Annotated in this window: 11 protein-coding genes; 2 read left to right on the forward strand and 9 right to left on the reverse strand. The window is 71.3% G+C overall.

The genetic code is table 11. From position 1 onward, the window contains the following. Positions 1-11: 11 nt before the first annotated feature. Positions 12-3,521, reverse strand: coding sequence for a DNA-directed RNA polymerase subunit beta (locus Ae717Ps2_RS23210; protein ID WP_075310144.1), 3,510 nt, complete (start codon positions 3,519-3,521; stop codon positions 12-14). A gap of 514 nt (positions 3,522-4,035) precedes the next feature. On the opposite strand from Ae717Ps2_RS23210, the gene Ae717Ps2_RS23215 reads away from it, so the two are divergent. Then, positions 4,036-5,007 (forward strand): cyclase family protein, encoded by a 972-nt coding sequence (locus tag Ae717Ps2_RS23215; protein ID WP_075310142.1) that lies wholly within the window; start codon positions 4,036-4,038, stop codon positions 5,005-5,007. Then, positions 5,007-6,674, forward strand: coding sequence for an AMP-binding protein (locus Ae717Ps2_RS23220; RefSeq protein ID WP_075333893.1), 1,668 nt, complete (start codon positions 5,007-5,009; stop codon positions 6,672-6,674). Before Ae717Ps2_RS23215 ends, Ae717Ps2_RS23220 begins: the two co-directional genes overlap by 1 nt. Before the next feature lie 66 nt (positions 6,675-6,740). On the opposite strand, the gene rplL is transcribed toward Ae717Ps2_RS23220, so the two are convergent. The 8 genes from rplL to Ae717Ps2_RS23260 form a co-directional block, all read right to left on the reverse strand. Continuing rightward, positions 6,741-7,130: a 50S ribosomal protein L7/L12 gene (gene rplL, locus Ae717Ps2_RS23225; protein ID WP_075333894.1), complete on the reverse strand. Its 390-nt coding sequence runs from the start codon at positions 7,128-7,130 to the stop codon at positions 6,741-6,743. Between the two features lie 40 nt (positions 7,131-7,170). Continuing rightward, positions 7,171-7,737, reverse strand: a complete 567-nt coding sequence (rplJ, locus tag Ae717Ps2_RS23230; protein ID WP_020622230.1) for a 50S ribosomal protein L10 — start codon at positions 7,735-7,737, stop codon at positions 7,171-7,173. 321 nt (positions 7,738-8,058) lie between these two features. Beyond that, the gene (locus Ae717Ps2_RS23235) at positions 8,059-8,880 is read right to left on the reverse strand and encodes a nuclear transport factor 2 family protein (RefSeq protein WP_075333895.1); all 822 of its coding nucleotides are present in this window, start codon (positions 8,878-8,880) and stop codon (positions 8,059-8,061) included. A gap of 79 nt (positions 8,881-8,959) precedes the next feature. Continuing rightward, positions 8,960-9,607, reverse strand: a complete 648-nt coding sequence (locus Ae717Ps2_RS23240) for a hypothetical protein (RefSeq protein WP_083695288.1) — start codon at positions 9,605-9,607, stop codon at positions 8,960-8,962. Positions 9,608-9,797: 190 nt separating this feature from the next. Continuing rightward, on the reverse strand, positions 9,798-11,093 hold the full coding sequence (locus Ae717Ps2_RS23245) for an MCE family protein (RefSeq protein WP_020622227.1): 1,296 nt from the start codon (positions 11,091-11,093) through the stop codon (positions 9,798-9,800). Continuing rightward, the gene (locus Ae717Ps2_RS23250) at positions 11,090-12,409 is read right to left on the reverse strand and encodes an MCE family protein (RefSeq protein ID WP_075333896.1); all 1,320 of its coding nucleotides are present in this window, start codon (positions 12,407-12,409) and stop codon (positions 11,090-11,092) included. The genes Ae717Ps2_RS23245 and Ae717Ps2_RS23250 overlap by 4 nt, the downstream gene beginning before the upstream one ends. After that, entirely contained in the window at positions 12,406-13,800 is a 1,395-nt protein-coding gene (locus Ae717Ps2_RS23255; protein ID WP_020622225.1) for an MCE family protein, read from the reverse strand. The genes Ae717Ps2_RS23250 and Ae717Ps2_RS23255 overlap by 4 nt, the downstream gene beginning before the upstream one ends. Beyond that, on the reverse strand, positions 13,800-14,765 hold the full coding sequence (locus Ae717Ps2_RS23260; RefSeq protein WP_075310132.1) for an MCE family protein: 966 nt from the start codon (positions 14,763-14,765) through the stop codon (positions 13,800-13,802). Before Ae717Ps2_RS23260 ends, Ae717Ps2_RS23255 begins: the two co-directional genes overlap by 1 nt. Positions 14,766-14,910: the final 145 nt, after the last annotated feature.

The raw sequence follows: 14,910 nt of genomic DNA on the forward strand, positions 1-14,910 counted from the left end.
TCGGACGGGGGTCAGTTGACGACGTCGTCGACGGTCATCGACTCCGAGCCCGGGCGGCTGGACAGGTTGATGCCCAGATTCGCCGCGGCACGCTCGAGGTCTTCGTCGTCGGCGTCCCGCATCTCGATCGCCGCACCGTCGCTGGAGAGCACCTCGACGTTCAGGCAGAGCGACTGCAGCTCCTTGAGGAGCACCTTGAACGACTCGGGGATCCCCGGCTCCGGGATGTTCTCGCCCTTGACGATCGCCTCGTAGACCTTCACGCGGCCCACGACGTCGTCGGACTTGATCGTCAGCAGCTCCTGCAGGGTGTAGGCCGCGCCGTACGCCTGCATCGCCCAGCACTCCATCTCGCCGAAGCGCTGGCCACCGAACTGCGCCTTACCGCCCAGCGGCTGCTGGGTGATCATCGAGTAGGGGCCGGTCGACCGGGCGTGGATCTTGTCGTCCACCAGGTGGGCCAGCTTCAGGATGTACATGTAGCCGACCGCGACCGGGAACGGGTACGGCTCACCGGAGCGGCCGTCGAGCAGCTGCGCCTTGCCGTCCGGACCGACCATCCGCTCGCCGTCCCGGTTGGGGCGGGTCGAGCCGAGCAGACCCGTGATCTCGTGCTCGCGCGCACCGTCGAACACCGGCGTCGCGGTGTTCGTGTCGGCGGGCACCGAGTAGAGCTCCTCGGGCATCTGCGCCGCCCACTCGGGCTTGCCCTCGATCTCCCAGCCGGACTTGGCGATCCACCCGAGGTGGGTCTCCAGGATCTGGCCGATGTTCATACGACGCGGCACACCGTGGGTGTTCAGGATGATGTCGACCGGCGTGCCGTCCGGGAGGAACGGCATGTCCTCCTGCGGGAGGATCTTGCCGATGACGCCCTTGTTGCCGTGCCGGCCGGCGAGCTTGTCGCCGTCGGAGATCTTGCGCTTCTGGGCCACGTAGACGCGGACCAGCTCGTTGACGCCCGGGGCCAGCTCGTCGTCGTCGTCGCGGGAGAAGACCCGGATGCCGATGACCTTGCCGTTCTCGCCGTGCGGGACCTTCAGCGAGGTGTCGCGGACCTCGCGCGCCTTCTCACCGAAGATCGCGCGGAGCAGGCGCTCCTCCGGGGTCAGCTCGGTCTCGCCCTTGGGCGTGACCTTGCCGACCAGGATGTCGCCGGGCTGGACCTCGGCGCCGATCCGGATGATGCCGCGCTCGTCGAGGTCGGCCAGCACGTCCTCGGAGACGTTCGGGATGTCCCGGGTGATCTCCTCGGCGCCCAGCTTCGTGTCGCGCGCGTCGATCTCGTGCTCCTCGATGTGGATCGAGGTGAGCACGTCGTCCTGCACGAGGCGCTGCGACAGGATGATCGCGTCCTCGTAGTTGTGGCCCTCCCACGGCATGATCGCCACGAGCAGGTTCTTGCCCAGCGCCATCTCACCGTTCTCGGTGCAGGGACCGTCGGCGAGCACCTGGCCCACCTCGACCCGCTGCCCCTCGTCGACGATGGGCTTCTGGTTGTTGCAGGTGCCCTGGTTCGAGCGGCGGAACTTGTTCAGACGGTAGGTCTGACGCTGGCCCTCGTCGTCCATGACGGTGATGTAGTCGGCGCACAGCTCCTCGACGACACCGGCGGACTCGGCGGTGACGACGTCACCGGCGTCGACGGCGGCACGCAGCTCCATGCCGGTACCGACCAGCGGCGACTCCGAGCGCAGCAGCGGCACGGACTGGCGCTGCATGTTCGCGCCCATCAGCGCGCGGTTCGCGTCGTCGTGCTCGAGGAACGGGATCATCGCCGTCGCGACCGACACCATCTGGCGCGGCGAGACGTCGATGTACTCCACGCCCGAGGGCGAGATCAGGTCGACCTCGCCGCCCTTGCGGCGGACCAGCACGCGCTCGTCGGCGAAGGAACCGTCCTCGTTGAGCTGGGCGTTCGCCTGGGCGACGACGAAGCGGTCCTCCTCGTCGGCGGTCAGGTAGTCGATCTGCGAGGTGACGACACCGTCGACGACCTTGCGGTACGGCGTCTCGATGAAGCCGAACGGGTTGACCCGCGCGAAAGAGGCCAGCGAGCCGATCAGACCGATGTTCGGACCCTCGGGGGTCTCGATCGGGCACATGCGGCCGTAGTGCGACGGGTGGACGTCGCGGACCTCCATGCCGGCGCGCTCACGGGACAGACCGCCCGGGCCGAGCGCCGACAGACGACGCTTGTGGGTCAGTCCGGCCAGCGGGTTGTGCTGGTCCATGAACTGCGACAGCTGCGAGGTGCCGAAGAACTCCCGGATCGCGGCCGTGATCGGCCGGGTGTTGATCAGGGTCTGCGGCGTGATGGCCTCGACGTCCTGGGTGGTCATCCGCTCGCGGACGACCCGCTCGGTGCGGGACAGACCGACCCGGACCTGGTTCTGGATCAGCTCGCCGACGGTGCGCAGGCGCCGGTTGCCGAAGTGGTCGATGTCGTCGGTCTCGACCGGGATCTCCCGCGCGGAGTCACCGGAACCCACGGTCATCGTGGTCTCGCCGGCGTGCAGCCGGACGAGGTACTCGATGGTGGTGGCGACATCCTCCTCGGTCAGCGTGCCGACCGAGTTGTCGATGTCGAGACCGAGCTTCTTGTTGGCCTTGTAGCGACCGACCTTGGCCATGTCGTAGCGCTTGTCCTTGAAGAACAGGTTCTCCAGGAGCGCCTGGGCCGACTCGCGCGTCGGCGGCTCGCCGGGGCGCAGCTTGCGGTAGATGTCGAGCAGCGCCTCGTCCTGGCCCGCGGTGTTGTCCTTCTCGAGCGTCGTCATGATCGTCTCGGAGAACCCGAAACGCTCACCGATCTGCTCGGCGGTCCAGCCCAGGGCCTTCAGCAGCACGGTGACCGGCTGGCGGCGCTTGCGGTCGATGCGGACACCGACGGTGTCGCGCTTGTCGACGTCGAACTCCAGCCACGCGCCCCGGCTCGGGATGATCTTGACCGAGTAGACGTCCTTCTCGGTCGTCTTGTCGATCGCGTGGTCGAAGTAGACACCCGGCGAACGGACGAGCTGCGACACGACGACGCGCTCGGTGCCGTTGATGATGAACGTGCCCTTGTCGGTCATCACGGGGAACTCGCCCATGAAGACCGTCTGGGACTTGATCTCACCGGTGGTGTTGTTGGTGAACTCCGCCGTCACGAACAGCGGGGCACCGTAGGTCATGTCCTTGTCCCGGCACTCCTCGACGGAGGCCTTGACCTCGTCGAAGCGAGGGTCGGAGAAGGACAGCGACATCGACCCGGAGAAGTCCTCGATCGGCGAGATCTCGGTGAGGATCTCCTCCAGACCGCTCACCGGAAGCTCGTCACCGGCCTCGATCCGGCGCTGGAACCAGGCCTCGCTGCCGACCAGCCACTCGTAGGACTGGATCTGCAGGTCGAGAAGGTCGGGGACCTCCAACGGCTGGGCGATCTTCGCGAAGGTGACCCGGGTGGGTGCGCCGGGGTAGTTCGGGTTCGCCGAAGCGGAGAGGGTCGAGGTGGTCGCGGCGGCGCGGGAGACAGCCAAGATGCGTCCTTCCGAGAACTGCGCTTCTCGTCTGGCGTGCGCCGGTGGCGGGCGCTACCGTCTCCCTCGATCCGATCGGGGTCCCCCCGGATCGCGAGCCGGTAGCCGGCCACGTCGCACGCCGTCTGTTGTCGGGCACTGACGGACGACCGAACCCCCGTACCCATGTCCGCCGAACCCTCTCCGGCGGCCGACGGATCGGTCCGGAAGTCTTCCCCGGTCATGAGCGCGTGAGCCTGGACGCAGACAGCGCAAAGAATGACTATAGACGCTGCGAGCGCAGCTGTCGAGACAGGTCGCCGATTCCAGCATGCAGGCAACCACCGTTGCCCAAGGGTGACCTGCACGCCGCACCGAGTCAAGTCCCACTTCGTCGACGAGCGGTCATCCTGCCGGGACGACCGGTCCACCGACGACCGTTCAGGTCGATCCGCGTGACGGTTGACACGGTGTCGTCGGGACGCCAACGATCGGTCACAGGTCGGTGACGGCCGACGGCGACGAAAGGACGACGATGTCCGACAGCACTCCTCCCATGCGCGAGGTCCTCGGCGACGACGCCCCCAGCAACTGGGGCAAGTGGGGTCCCGACGACGAGCTCGGCTGCCTGAACTACCTGGACGCGGGCGAGGTCCTCCGCGGCGTGCGGCACGTCCGCTCGGGCGAGGTGTTCACCCTGCAGATCCACATGGGACGCACCGAGTCGCCGGGCGACCCGCTGTGGCCGGGCCGCGAGGGCATCAAGCGGCAGAACGTCATGGACGAGGCCACCTGGGACTCGGCCGACGCGCCGCAGTTCCCCGGCGGGCTGCACTACGCCGACGACACCGCGCTCATCTTCCTGCAGGGCTCCACGCAGTACGACGCGCTCGGCCACGTCTGGTACGACGGCAAGCTCTGGAACGGCTACGACGCGCGCTCCACCGTCGAGGCGATGGACCAGGCGTCGGTGCTGCCCATCGCGGAGAAGGGCGTCGTCGGGCGGGGGGTGCTCATCGACATGGCCCGGCACCGCGGCAAGGAGTGGCTGGACAAGGGCGAGACCTTCGACCACACCGACCTCGAGGCCGCGGCACGGGCGCAGGGCGTCACGATCGAGCCGCACGACGTGCTCGTCATCCGCACCGGATGGATGAAGTACTGGTACGAGCTGAACGACCCGGCGACCTTCTACACCGACTTCACCGAGCCGGGGCTCACCTACTCGCGCGAGCTCGTGGAGTGGTTCCAGCGCAAGGAGATCCCGAACCTCGTCACCGACACCATCGCCAACGAGGTGACCAGCGAGCCACACACCGGCGTCGCGCTCCCGCTGCACTGCGCGCTGATGCGCAACCTCGGCGTCGCCCTCACCGAGATCGCCTGGCTCGACGACCTCGCCGACGCCTGCGCCGCCGACGGCCGGTGGAGCTTCCTCTACGCCGCCGCCCCGCTGAAGGTCGTCAACGGCACGGGGGCACCGGTCAACCCGATCGTGATCCGCTGATGTCCTACGCCGACCGCCCCTGGCTGGCCCGCTACGCCGAGGGCATGCCGCACGACATCACCCCGGACCACACCGACGCGCTGTCGATGTTCGGGGCCGCGGTGGCGCGCAACCCCGACGGCGACGCGCTGCGCTACTTCGACGGCGCGCTCACCTACCGCGAGCTCGACGAGCTCAGCGACGCCTTCGCCGCCGGGCTGCTCGCCGGCGGGTTCACCGCGGGCGAGCGGGTGGCGATGTACCTGCAGAACGTGCCGCAGTTCGTCCTGGGCCTGGTCGGCACCTGGAAGGCGGGCGGGATCGCGGTGTCGATCAACCCGATGAACCGCGAGCGCGAGCTGGAGCTGCTGCTGCGCGACTCCGGGTCGTCGGTGCTGGTCTGCCTGGAGTCGCTCCACGACGGCGTCGCGCGGACCGTGCTGGCCGGGCTGTCCGGCGTGCGCACCGTGCTCACCACCTCCGAGCGCGAGTTCCAGACCCGCGACGACCCGCGTGCCCTCCCCGAGACGGCGCGGCCGGACCTGTCCGGCGACGACGTCACCGACCTCGGCACGTTCCTGGACGCGCACCGGGGCACCGCTCCCCCGCCGGTGTCGTTCGGCGCCGGGGACACCGCGTTCCTCACCTACACCTCGGGGACCACCGGGCCTCCCAAGGGCGCGATGAACACCCACGGCAACGTCGTCTTCACCAGCCAGGCCTACGCCACCTGGTGCGGCCTCGGCGACGACGAGGTCGTCCTCGGCATCGCCCCGCTGTTCCACATCACCGGGCTGATCGCGCACGTCACGGTGGCCCAGTACCTCGCGGCACCGCTCGTGCTGTTCCACCGGTTCGAGCCCTCGCTCGGCATCGACGTGATCCGCGAGCAGCGCCCGACCTTCACCGTCGGGGCGATCACGGTGTTCATCGCACTGATGAACGCCCCGAACGCCGACCGGGAGGCGCTCGCGTCGCTGCGCACGATCTGCTCGGGCGGGGCGCCGATCCCGCCGTCGACGGTCACCGCGTTCCACGAGGCGTTCGGGCTGTGGATCCACAACATCTACGGGCTGACCGAGACCACCTCGCCGTCGCACGCCACACCGATCGGCACCCAGGGGCCGGTGGACTCCGCGTCCGGGGCGCTGTCGGTCGGTGTCCCGATCTACGGCACCGTCGTCCGCATCCTCGACGACGACGGCGCGGAGCTCCCGCCCGGCGAGATCGGGGAGATCTGCACGTCCGGGCCGCAGGTCGTCGCGGGCTACTGGAACAAGCCCGAGGAGACGGCGGGGGCGATCCCGGGTGGAGAGCTCCGTACCGGGGACGTCGGCTACATGGACGCCGACGGCTGGTTCTACATCGTCGACCGGAAGAAGGACCAGATCAACGCGGGCGGCTACAAGGTGTGGCCGCGCGAGGTGGAGGACGTCCTCTACGAGCACCCCGCGGTGCGGGAGGCCGCGGTGGTCGGCGTCGCCGACGAGTACCGGGGCGAGACGGTGAAGGCCTTCGTGTCCCTGCGGGCGGGTGCCTCGGTCACCCCGGAGGAGCTGATCTCCTTCACCAGGGAGCGGATGGCGGCCTACAAGTACCCGCGGCAGGTGGAGCTGCTCGACGAGGTGCCCAAGACCGTCACGGGCAAGGTGCTGCGTCGCGAGCTGCGGGCCCGCGAACGGACCTGACCGCCGGAACGACGACGGGGCGCCGACCCGGTGGGTCGGCGCCCCGTCGTGCGAGCGGTGCTCAGGTCACTTGAGCGAGACCTTGGCGCCGGCCTCCTCGAGCTTCGTCTTGGCGGCCTCGGCGGCCTCCTTGGCGACACCCTCGAGCAGCGGCTTCGGCGCGGACTCGACGAGGTCCTTCGCCTCCTTCAGGCCCAGGCCCGAGACGACCTCGCGGACGACCTTGATGACCTGGATCTTCTTGTCACCGGCGGCCTCGAGGACGACGTCGAACTCGTCCTTCTCCTCCTCGGCGGGGGCGGCACCGGCGGCGGGGGCACCCGCGGCGGCGACGGCGACCGGGGCGGCCGCGGTGACCTCGAAGGTGTCCTCGAACTTCTTCACGAAGTCCAAGAGCTCCAGCAGGGTGAGCTCCTTGAAGGCGTCGAGCAGCTCGTCGGTGGACAGCTTCGCCATGGTGGCGGTCCTTTCTACGAAAGACAGATGGGGGTGGTGGTCAGCTCTCGGCGGAGTCGCCGTCGGCCTCGGCCGGAGCGGCGGACTCGCCGGACTCGGCCTTCTTGTCGGCCAGCGCCTGCGCGAGGCGGGCGACCTGCGAGGCCGGGGCGTTGAACAGCCCGGCGGCCTTCGACAGGTTGGCCTTCATCGCGCCGGCCAGCTTGGCCAGCAGGACCTCACGGGTCTCGAGGTCCGCCAGCTGCTCGACCTCGGCGGTGGACAGGGCGCGCCCGTCCATGTACCCGCCCTTGATCGTCAGACCGGGGTTGTCCTTCGCGAACTGCTTGATCGCCTTCGCGGCCTCGACGGGCTCACCCTTGATGAAGGTGATGGCCGTCGGGCCGGCGAGCAGGTCGTCCAGGCCCTGGACCCCGGCCTCCGCCGCCGCGCGCTTGACCAGGGTGTTCTTCGCGACGCGGAAGTTCGCGTCCGAACCCAGGTCCCGGCGCAGCTGGGTCAGCTTGGCGACGCTGAGCCCGCGGTACTCGGTCACGACCGAGGCGTCCGACTCGCGGAAGCGGTTGGTGATCTCCTCGACCGCTGCGACCTTCTCAGGTGCTGCCATCGCTGCCCTCCTCTCGGGGGTCGGTCTCGTGCACGTGGGACGTGCTTGGGGGTGCCACCGACGCAGTTCCCACTCCGACCCCGGAGACGACGAACGCCCCGTGCGCAGCAGCACGGGGCGTCGGAAGTTCGTGGGGCGCTCGCGCGCCCGCTGTCGCCTCGTCCTCCTGCGCGGGCCGTCCGGCTGTTCCCGGAACCTTCGTGCACCCGGAACCCGGGCGCGGACCTGCGGTCTTCGGTGGATCGTGGACCACCATACGCCGGTGCCCCGCACCCCCGTCGACCGGGGGTACGGGGCACCGTCGCGGGCGCGGGGGCCGGGTCAGGCCGGCGTCATCGCGGAGATCTTCCAGCGGCCGTCGACGAACTGGGCGTCGACCCGCAGCCGGGCCGCGGCGGCCCCCTCCTGCGGGGCACCGCCGTCGGCCTGGCGCCGGATGACCTGGTTGACGAAGGCGTAGACGGTCGCGCGGTCCCCGTCGATGCTGGCCACGGCGAGCTTCGGGATCGTCGCGGTGACCACGGCCTTCTGCTGCGGGGCGAGGTCCTTCACGCTGCCGAAGATCTTGTCGAACTCCGGCTGGAAGCCCGGGGTGATGACGGCGCGGGCATCGTCCTCGGCCTGCTGGAGGCGGGCGTAGTCGAACGAGTAGACCTTCGTGATCGCCTCGCCGACCTGCTCGCTGACCTGCGTGGTGGTGCCGACGTCGCTCAGCGCGGTGTTGGCCGCCGAGCCGGTGAAGGTCGTGCGGTACCACTCGGCGCCGAAGAACGCGGCGGCCGCGACGAGCAGCACCGTGACGGCGAGCAACAGCCCGGTCGCGCGCCGGGTCGTCGGGGCGGACAGCAACGACCGGCGGCGCGGGGCGCCGTCGGCGTCGGCCGCACCGGCATCGTCCGCGTCGCCGGCGTCGGCCGGGTCGGAGGCGTCGGTCGTGCCGGGGGTGTCGGATGCGTCGGTGCGCCCGGCGTCGCCGGAGCGGACCGGTGCGGCGGACGGGACCGCGGCACCGGAGCGCTCGTCGAGGGCGACACCGCCGGTGCCGGTCTCCTCCTCGTCGGGCTCGTCGGTGCGGGTGCGCGGGCGGCCCGCGACCTGGGGCCTGCGGATGCCGCCCGCGGGGCGGCGGCGGGGGGTGGACATGCGGTGACCTCCTGGGGTGGTCGACCTGGGTGCGGGGCGGCGCGGGGCACCGCCGGGGGCCGGGGGTCGGGCCGGAGGGTCAGCCCGTGCCCGGGGTGACAAGCGGCTCCAGGGCGTCGACCTTCCAGCCGTCGTCGGTACGGACCATGCCGAGCTCGATGCGCTGGCGGGTCACGGTGGGCTGACCGCCCTCGGGCGTGACGTTCACGTCGACGCCGGCGAGCACCCGGGCGGTCCCGGCGCGCGGGTCGACCTCGGTCACCGCGGCGTCGGTGACGGTCGCGGTGGTGGTGCGCTTCTGGTCGGTGACCAGCTTGGCGTAGGCGTCGCGGTTGGACACGAACTCGTCGCGGACCGACCCGGCCGAGGACTGGATCCACAGGTCCAGTCCCTTCTGGGCGTCCTTGTGGTCCAGGGTGTTCAGGTTGATCACCGCCTGGCGGGCGTCACGGAGTGCAGCGTCGCGGGCCTGCGCGACCTGGGTGGCGTCGCTGTTCAGCGCGAACAGCCACAGGCAGCCCAGCACGACCGCGAGCACCGCCGCGACGACGGCGGCCACGGGCAGCGCCCTGGCGAGCGGCCCAGGCGGGGTCTGGCCGCCGTCCCGGCCGGTGGCAGGCTCCACGGGCGCGGCACCGTCGGGGGTGTCCGCCGTCGTGTCGGCCTTCGGGTCGGCCTTCGTGTCGGCCTTCGTGTCGGCGTCGGAGCCGGCAACGTCGGTGTTCATCGGGGAGCGTTCCTCCTCCCGGCTGCGGGGGCACAGCCGCTCGGCGACCGCACCGGGCGGCCGTGGGCCGGCCGTGGGGGTCCGCGTCGTCCGGCGGACGGCGGTCCCCCGCGGTCGTCGTGCCGGCCGGGCCCGGGTGTGGCCCGGCCGTCGTGCCGGTCGCGCCCCGGACGGGGCACGACCGTCGTGCTCAACCGCCCAGGATCTGGGCGAAGCTCGTCACCAGGCCCGGCGTCGCGACCCGCTCGGCACGGTCGTCGCCGAGCGACCCGGCATTCGGCCGCGGGGCCGGCCCGTCGGCGGGGTCGCCGCCGCCGTGCTGACCGTCACCGTGGCCGCCGAACCCCGAGTTGCCGGAGTAGTCCGGCACCTCGAGCGGCTGGGGCCTGGGCACATTCTGCATTCCGCGCACGTTGGTGGGGCTGCCGGGGGGCTCGGCGCAGCGGGCGTCCTCGTTCACCGGTCGCTCGGAGACGTCGAGGCCACCGCGGTTGGGCGTGCCCTCGTAGCCCCGGGTGCAGACCGGCGGGTCGGCGATGTTGACGACCAGGCCGAGGTGCGCGGTCCCGTCGCCGGGCACGACCTTCGGCGCGACCGACACCAGGCCGGGGTAGGTGACGAGCAGCTGACGCAGGCCCGCCTGACGCGGGGCCAGCAGCTCGGTCACCGTCCGCAGGTTCGCGATCGACTCGCCGAGCCCGGGGCCGCTCTCCCGGAGGAGGCCGCTGACCTGGTCGCCGAGGCGCGGGCCGTCGTCGATGATCCGACGCAGGTCCGGGTCGGACTGCTTGAGCTGCTCGGTGACCTCGCGCAGGCCCCGGCTGAACTCCTGGAACTGCGGCGCCACCTCGTTCTGCGTGGTGAGCACCGGGCGGGAGTCGCGGATCAGCGCGGTCGTCTGCGGCAGCGCGTCCGTGGCGGCCCTGCTGAACTCCCCGGTGGTGTCGAGCAGCTGCTGCAGCGGCTGCGCGGTGCCCTCGAAGCCCTGGCCGAGCTCGCGGACGACGGTCTGCAACGAGTCCTTCGGCACCGTCGAGACGAGCTGGTCCAGCTCGGTCAGGAAGGTGTTGATCTGGATCGGGGTCCGGGTGCGGTCCTGCGGGATCACCGAGCCGGCGGCGAGCGCCTCACCGCCGTCGGCGACCGGCTGGAGGTCGACGTACTGCTCACCGATCGGCGAGAGGTTCCCGACGACGGCCCGGGCGTCGGCCGGGATGGACGGCGCGGAGTTGTCGATGTCCAGCTGGACGTCGACGCCGCGGGCGGTCAGCGACAGCTGACCGACCCGGCCGACGCTCACGCCGCGGTAGGTGACGTCGGCACCGGTGAAGATCCCGCCGGAGTCGGCGAGCTGCACCGTCACCGGGTAGGTCGTCGCACCGAAGATGCGGTCGAGACCCGCGTAGCGGAAGCCCGCGTAGCCGACCGCCACGACGGTGACGAGCACCAGCGCGATCAGCTGCCAGCGGACGGTCTTGGTGATCACGATCCGCCTCCGAAGAGTCCGCCGAGCAGGCCGCCGCCGCCGGAGCCCCGCTCCGGCGTCGGGCTCGGTGTCGGGGTCGGGGTCGCCGAGGGCGCCGGGGTGGCCGGCGCGGAACCCGATGCGGGCGGCGCCGGCTCGGTGGTGGGCTGCTCGGGCCCCAGCAGCGGCAGCGCGGGCGCACCCGGGACCGCCGGGTCCGGCTGCCGCGGCGTCGCCCCGAGCAGCGGTGTCAGCAGCTGCGCGGTGGGCGGCAGCTGGGCCAGCTGCGTCGGGTCGAGTGGGAGCCCGAGCTGGTTGGAGTTGAGGATGTTGCGCAGGATCGACCCGAGGTCCAGGTCGAGCTTGGCGTACAGGTTGGCGTAGTCGCCGGCGACGGCGTCGGTGGCCGCGTCGGTGAACGGGATCGACAGCAGCAGCTGCAGCGAGTCCGGCAGGTTCTGGCCGGAGTCGGCCAGGTTGCGCAGCACCGGGCGCAGCGCCTCCAGGTCGGCGAGCAGGTCGTCGCGGGACCGGTTGACCACGTTCGTCGCGACGCCGGACAGCCGGTCGAGCGCCTGCAGCATGCCGACCAGCTGGGTGCGCTGGGCCTCGAGCTCGCGCAGGCCGGGGCTGATGTTCTGCAGGGCGTTCTCGATCTGCGGGCGACGCTCGGCGAGCGTGGCGGACAGGCGGTTGAGCCCGTCGAGCGCCCGGTTGATGTCGTCCTTGGAGCTGTCGAGCGAGCCGACGAGCCGGTTCAGGTTGTCCAGCAGACCGCGGATCTGCGGCTCGCGCCCGGACAGCGCGTTGTTGAGCTCGGTGGAGATGGTCCGGATCTGGGCCACGCCGCCGCCGTTGAGCAGCAGCGACAGCGCCCCGAGGACCTCCTCGACCTCGGCCGCGCGCCCGCTGGCCTGCAGCCCGATCTTCCCGCTCTGGGCGAGGTCGCCCTCGGCGGGGACGGTCGGCGGGGAGAGCTCGACGAACTTCTCGCCGAGCAGCGAGGTCGTGCGGACCCGCGCGGTCGCGTTGGCCGGGAGCTTGACGTCGCGGTTCACCGACACGGTGACCAGCGCGTTCCACGACCCCGGCTCGACGGCGACCTTCTCGACCGCCCCGACCGGCACGTCACCGACGCGCACGATCGACTGCGGGACGAGGTCGACGACGTCGGCGAACTCGATCTGCACCGAGTACGGGTCGTCGCCCAGGTTCGCGCCACCGGGCAGCGGGATGCCCCGGAGGCCGCCGTCCACCGCGCCGCAGCCGCCCGCGAACAGCGCCACGGCCGTCAGCAGCGCCGACACCCGGCCGACGCGGCCGCTGGAGCCGATCACGATCCACCTCCGAACAGGCCGAACAGTCCGCCGCCCCCGCGCTCCTCGGTCTCGGGGACCGGGGTGGGAGTGGCCTGCGGGGCCGTCGTGGTCGACGGCGCCGGGGTGGCCGGGGTGCTGGTGGCACCCGGTGCGGGCTGCCCGGCGGGGGCGGGAGCCTGCGGGTCGGCCGGGGCGCGCAGCTGGGAGCCCGGGTCGGTCAACGACAGCGGCGAGCCCCGCATCAGCTGCGGCACGGCCGGGTTGACCCCGGAGCCGCCGGCCTGCAGCTGCTCGAGCACCTGCTGCGGGGTCGGCAGCGGCACGGCGCCGTCGAGGATCGGCGCGAGGCCGTCGCACAGGGCGGCCGTGGGCTGGTCGAGGCCACCCGGGAGCTGGCCAGCGCCGCGGCGGAGGATCTCGCAGATCGCGACCGGCAGCGGGTAGGCCAGCTCGTTGATGTTGGCCCGGGTGTCCAGGGTCTCCGAGGCACCGTTGTAGATGTTGGTGAGGTTGCTCAGTGCCGCCGGGGCGACGTCGGCGATCTCGGACAGCGCCCGCTGGTGGTCGACGACCTCCTGCGACACGCTCGCGAGCTTGTCGACGTTCGACCGCAGGGTCGCCCGGTTGTCCTGCACGAAGTGCGCGACCTCGCCGAGCGCGTAGGACAGCTGGTTCAGCGCGCCGCCGAGCTCGCCGCGCTGGCTCGCGAGGAAGCCGGTCACGTCGGCCAGCTTCCCGTTGAGCTCGCGGATGCCGGGGTCGTTCTCTCGCAGCGTCCCGACGAACTTCTGCAGCTCGGTGACGGTGCCGAACAGGTCACCGCTGGAGCCGTTCAGGGTCGCCGAGAGTCCGCCGAGGTTGCGGATGGTGTCGTTGAGCGCCCGGCCGTTGCCGTCGAGGTTCTTCGCGGTGACGTCCAGGACGTCGTTGAGCGCACCGGTCTTGTTCGCCCCCTGCGGGCCGAGGGCCCGGGAGAGCTCGGTGGCGGTCCGGGTGAGGTCGTCGACGCCGAGCGGGAACGCGGTGCGCTCCAGCGGGATCGGCTCGCCGTTCCACTCGGGGCCGCCGGTCCACACCGGGGTCAGCTGCACGTAGCGGCCGGTGACCAGGCTCGGCGAGACGACGGCGGCCTTGACGTCGGCGGGCAGGCGCACCTCGTCGTCGGTGATGGTCATGTCGACCCGCACCCGGTCGCCCTCGGGCGTGATCCGGTCGACCTTGCCGACCGGGACGCCGAGCACGCGCACGTCGTTGTCCTCGAACAGTGCGGCGGAACTGGTGAAGTAGGCGGTGATCTGGCGGCCCCCGCCGGAGGTGATCAGCCAGATCGCGCTCGCCACCAGGACGGCGACGACGGCGATCAGGGCACCGAGCTGGATCTGGCGCCGGTCGTTGGCCCAGGACCCCATCAGCAGTCACCCCCGAGCGGCACGACCGGCGGCAGCAGGCCGCACAGGTAGTTGTCGAACCAACGGCCGTTGCCGAGGGCGTTGCCGAACACGCGGATGAACACCGCTTCCTTGTCGAGGATCTCGCCGAGGTTGTCGCGGTTCTCCTCGAGCACCGCCTGCACGCGGTCGAGGGTCTCCAGCGCCGGACGCAGCTGCGCCTGGTTGTCGGCGACGAGACCGCGCAGCTGGATCGACAGGCGCTGCACGCCGTCGAGCAGGTTCGCGATCGCGTCCTTGCGGCGCTGCAGCTCACCGAGCAGCAGGTTGCCGTCGTTGACCAGCTTCACGACGTCGCCGCGGCGGTCGGCCAGCGTGGTCGACAGCTGCCGGGTGTTGGCGAGCAGCTTCTTCAGCTCGCCGTCGCGGCTGGAGATGGTGTTCGACAGCCGGGACAGTCCGTCCAGGGCCCCACGGATCTCCGGCGGGGTGTCGCGGAAGGTGTCCGAGAGCGTGGTCAGGCTCGACGCGAGCTGCGTGGTGTCGAGCTGGTCGATTGTGCCGGAGAGGCCGTTGAAGGCGTCCACGACGTCGAACGGGGACTTCGTCCGGTCCCGGCCGATCGGCTCGTCGGGGTTCTGCTCGCCGTCGCCGCGCGGGTCGAGGGCGAGGAACTTGGAGCCGAGCAGCGTCGCGATCTCGATCGACGCCGTGGTCCGGTTGCCGACCCAGGCGTCGTCGACGGTGAACTCGACGTTCACGTGGTCGCCGTCGAGGGAGACCTTCTGCACCCGGCCCGCCTCGACGCCGGCCACGGTGACACGGTCGTTGGCCTGCAGGCCCGCCGCCTCGGGGAACTCCGCGGTGTAGCGGGTGGCCCCGGAGAAGATCGCCTCGTAGTTGAACGCAGCCAGTGTCAGCGCCGCGATCAGCACGATTCCGATCACCGCCGTCAGGACGGGGCGCTTCTGCCCTGCCTGTGCCATCAGTTGCCTCCCGGCTGCAGCGCTGCTGTCGGGTCGCTGCTGGAGTCGACCGGGCCGCGGCCTGCCGCCTGGCCCAGCAGGCCGCCGACCGACTCGGTGGTCGGCTCACGCATCAACGGGTTGTTCTGGGCCCGGTTGTCCGGCT

Origin of the sequence: Pseudonocardia sp. Ae717_Ps2, from assembly GCF_001932475.1 — a bacterium.
GTDB lineage: Bacteria > Actinomycetota > Actinomycetes > Mycobacteriales > Pseudonocardiaceae > Pseudonocardia.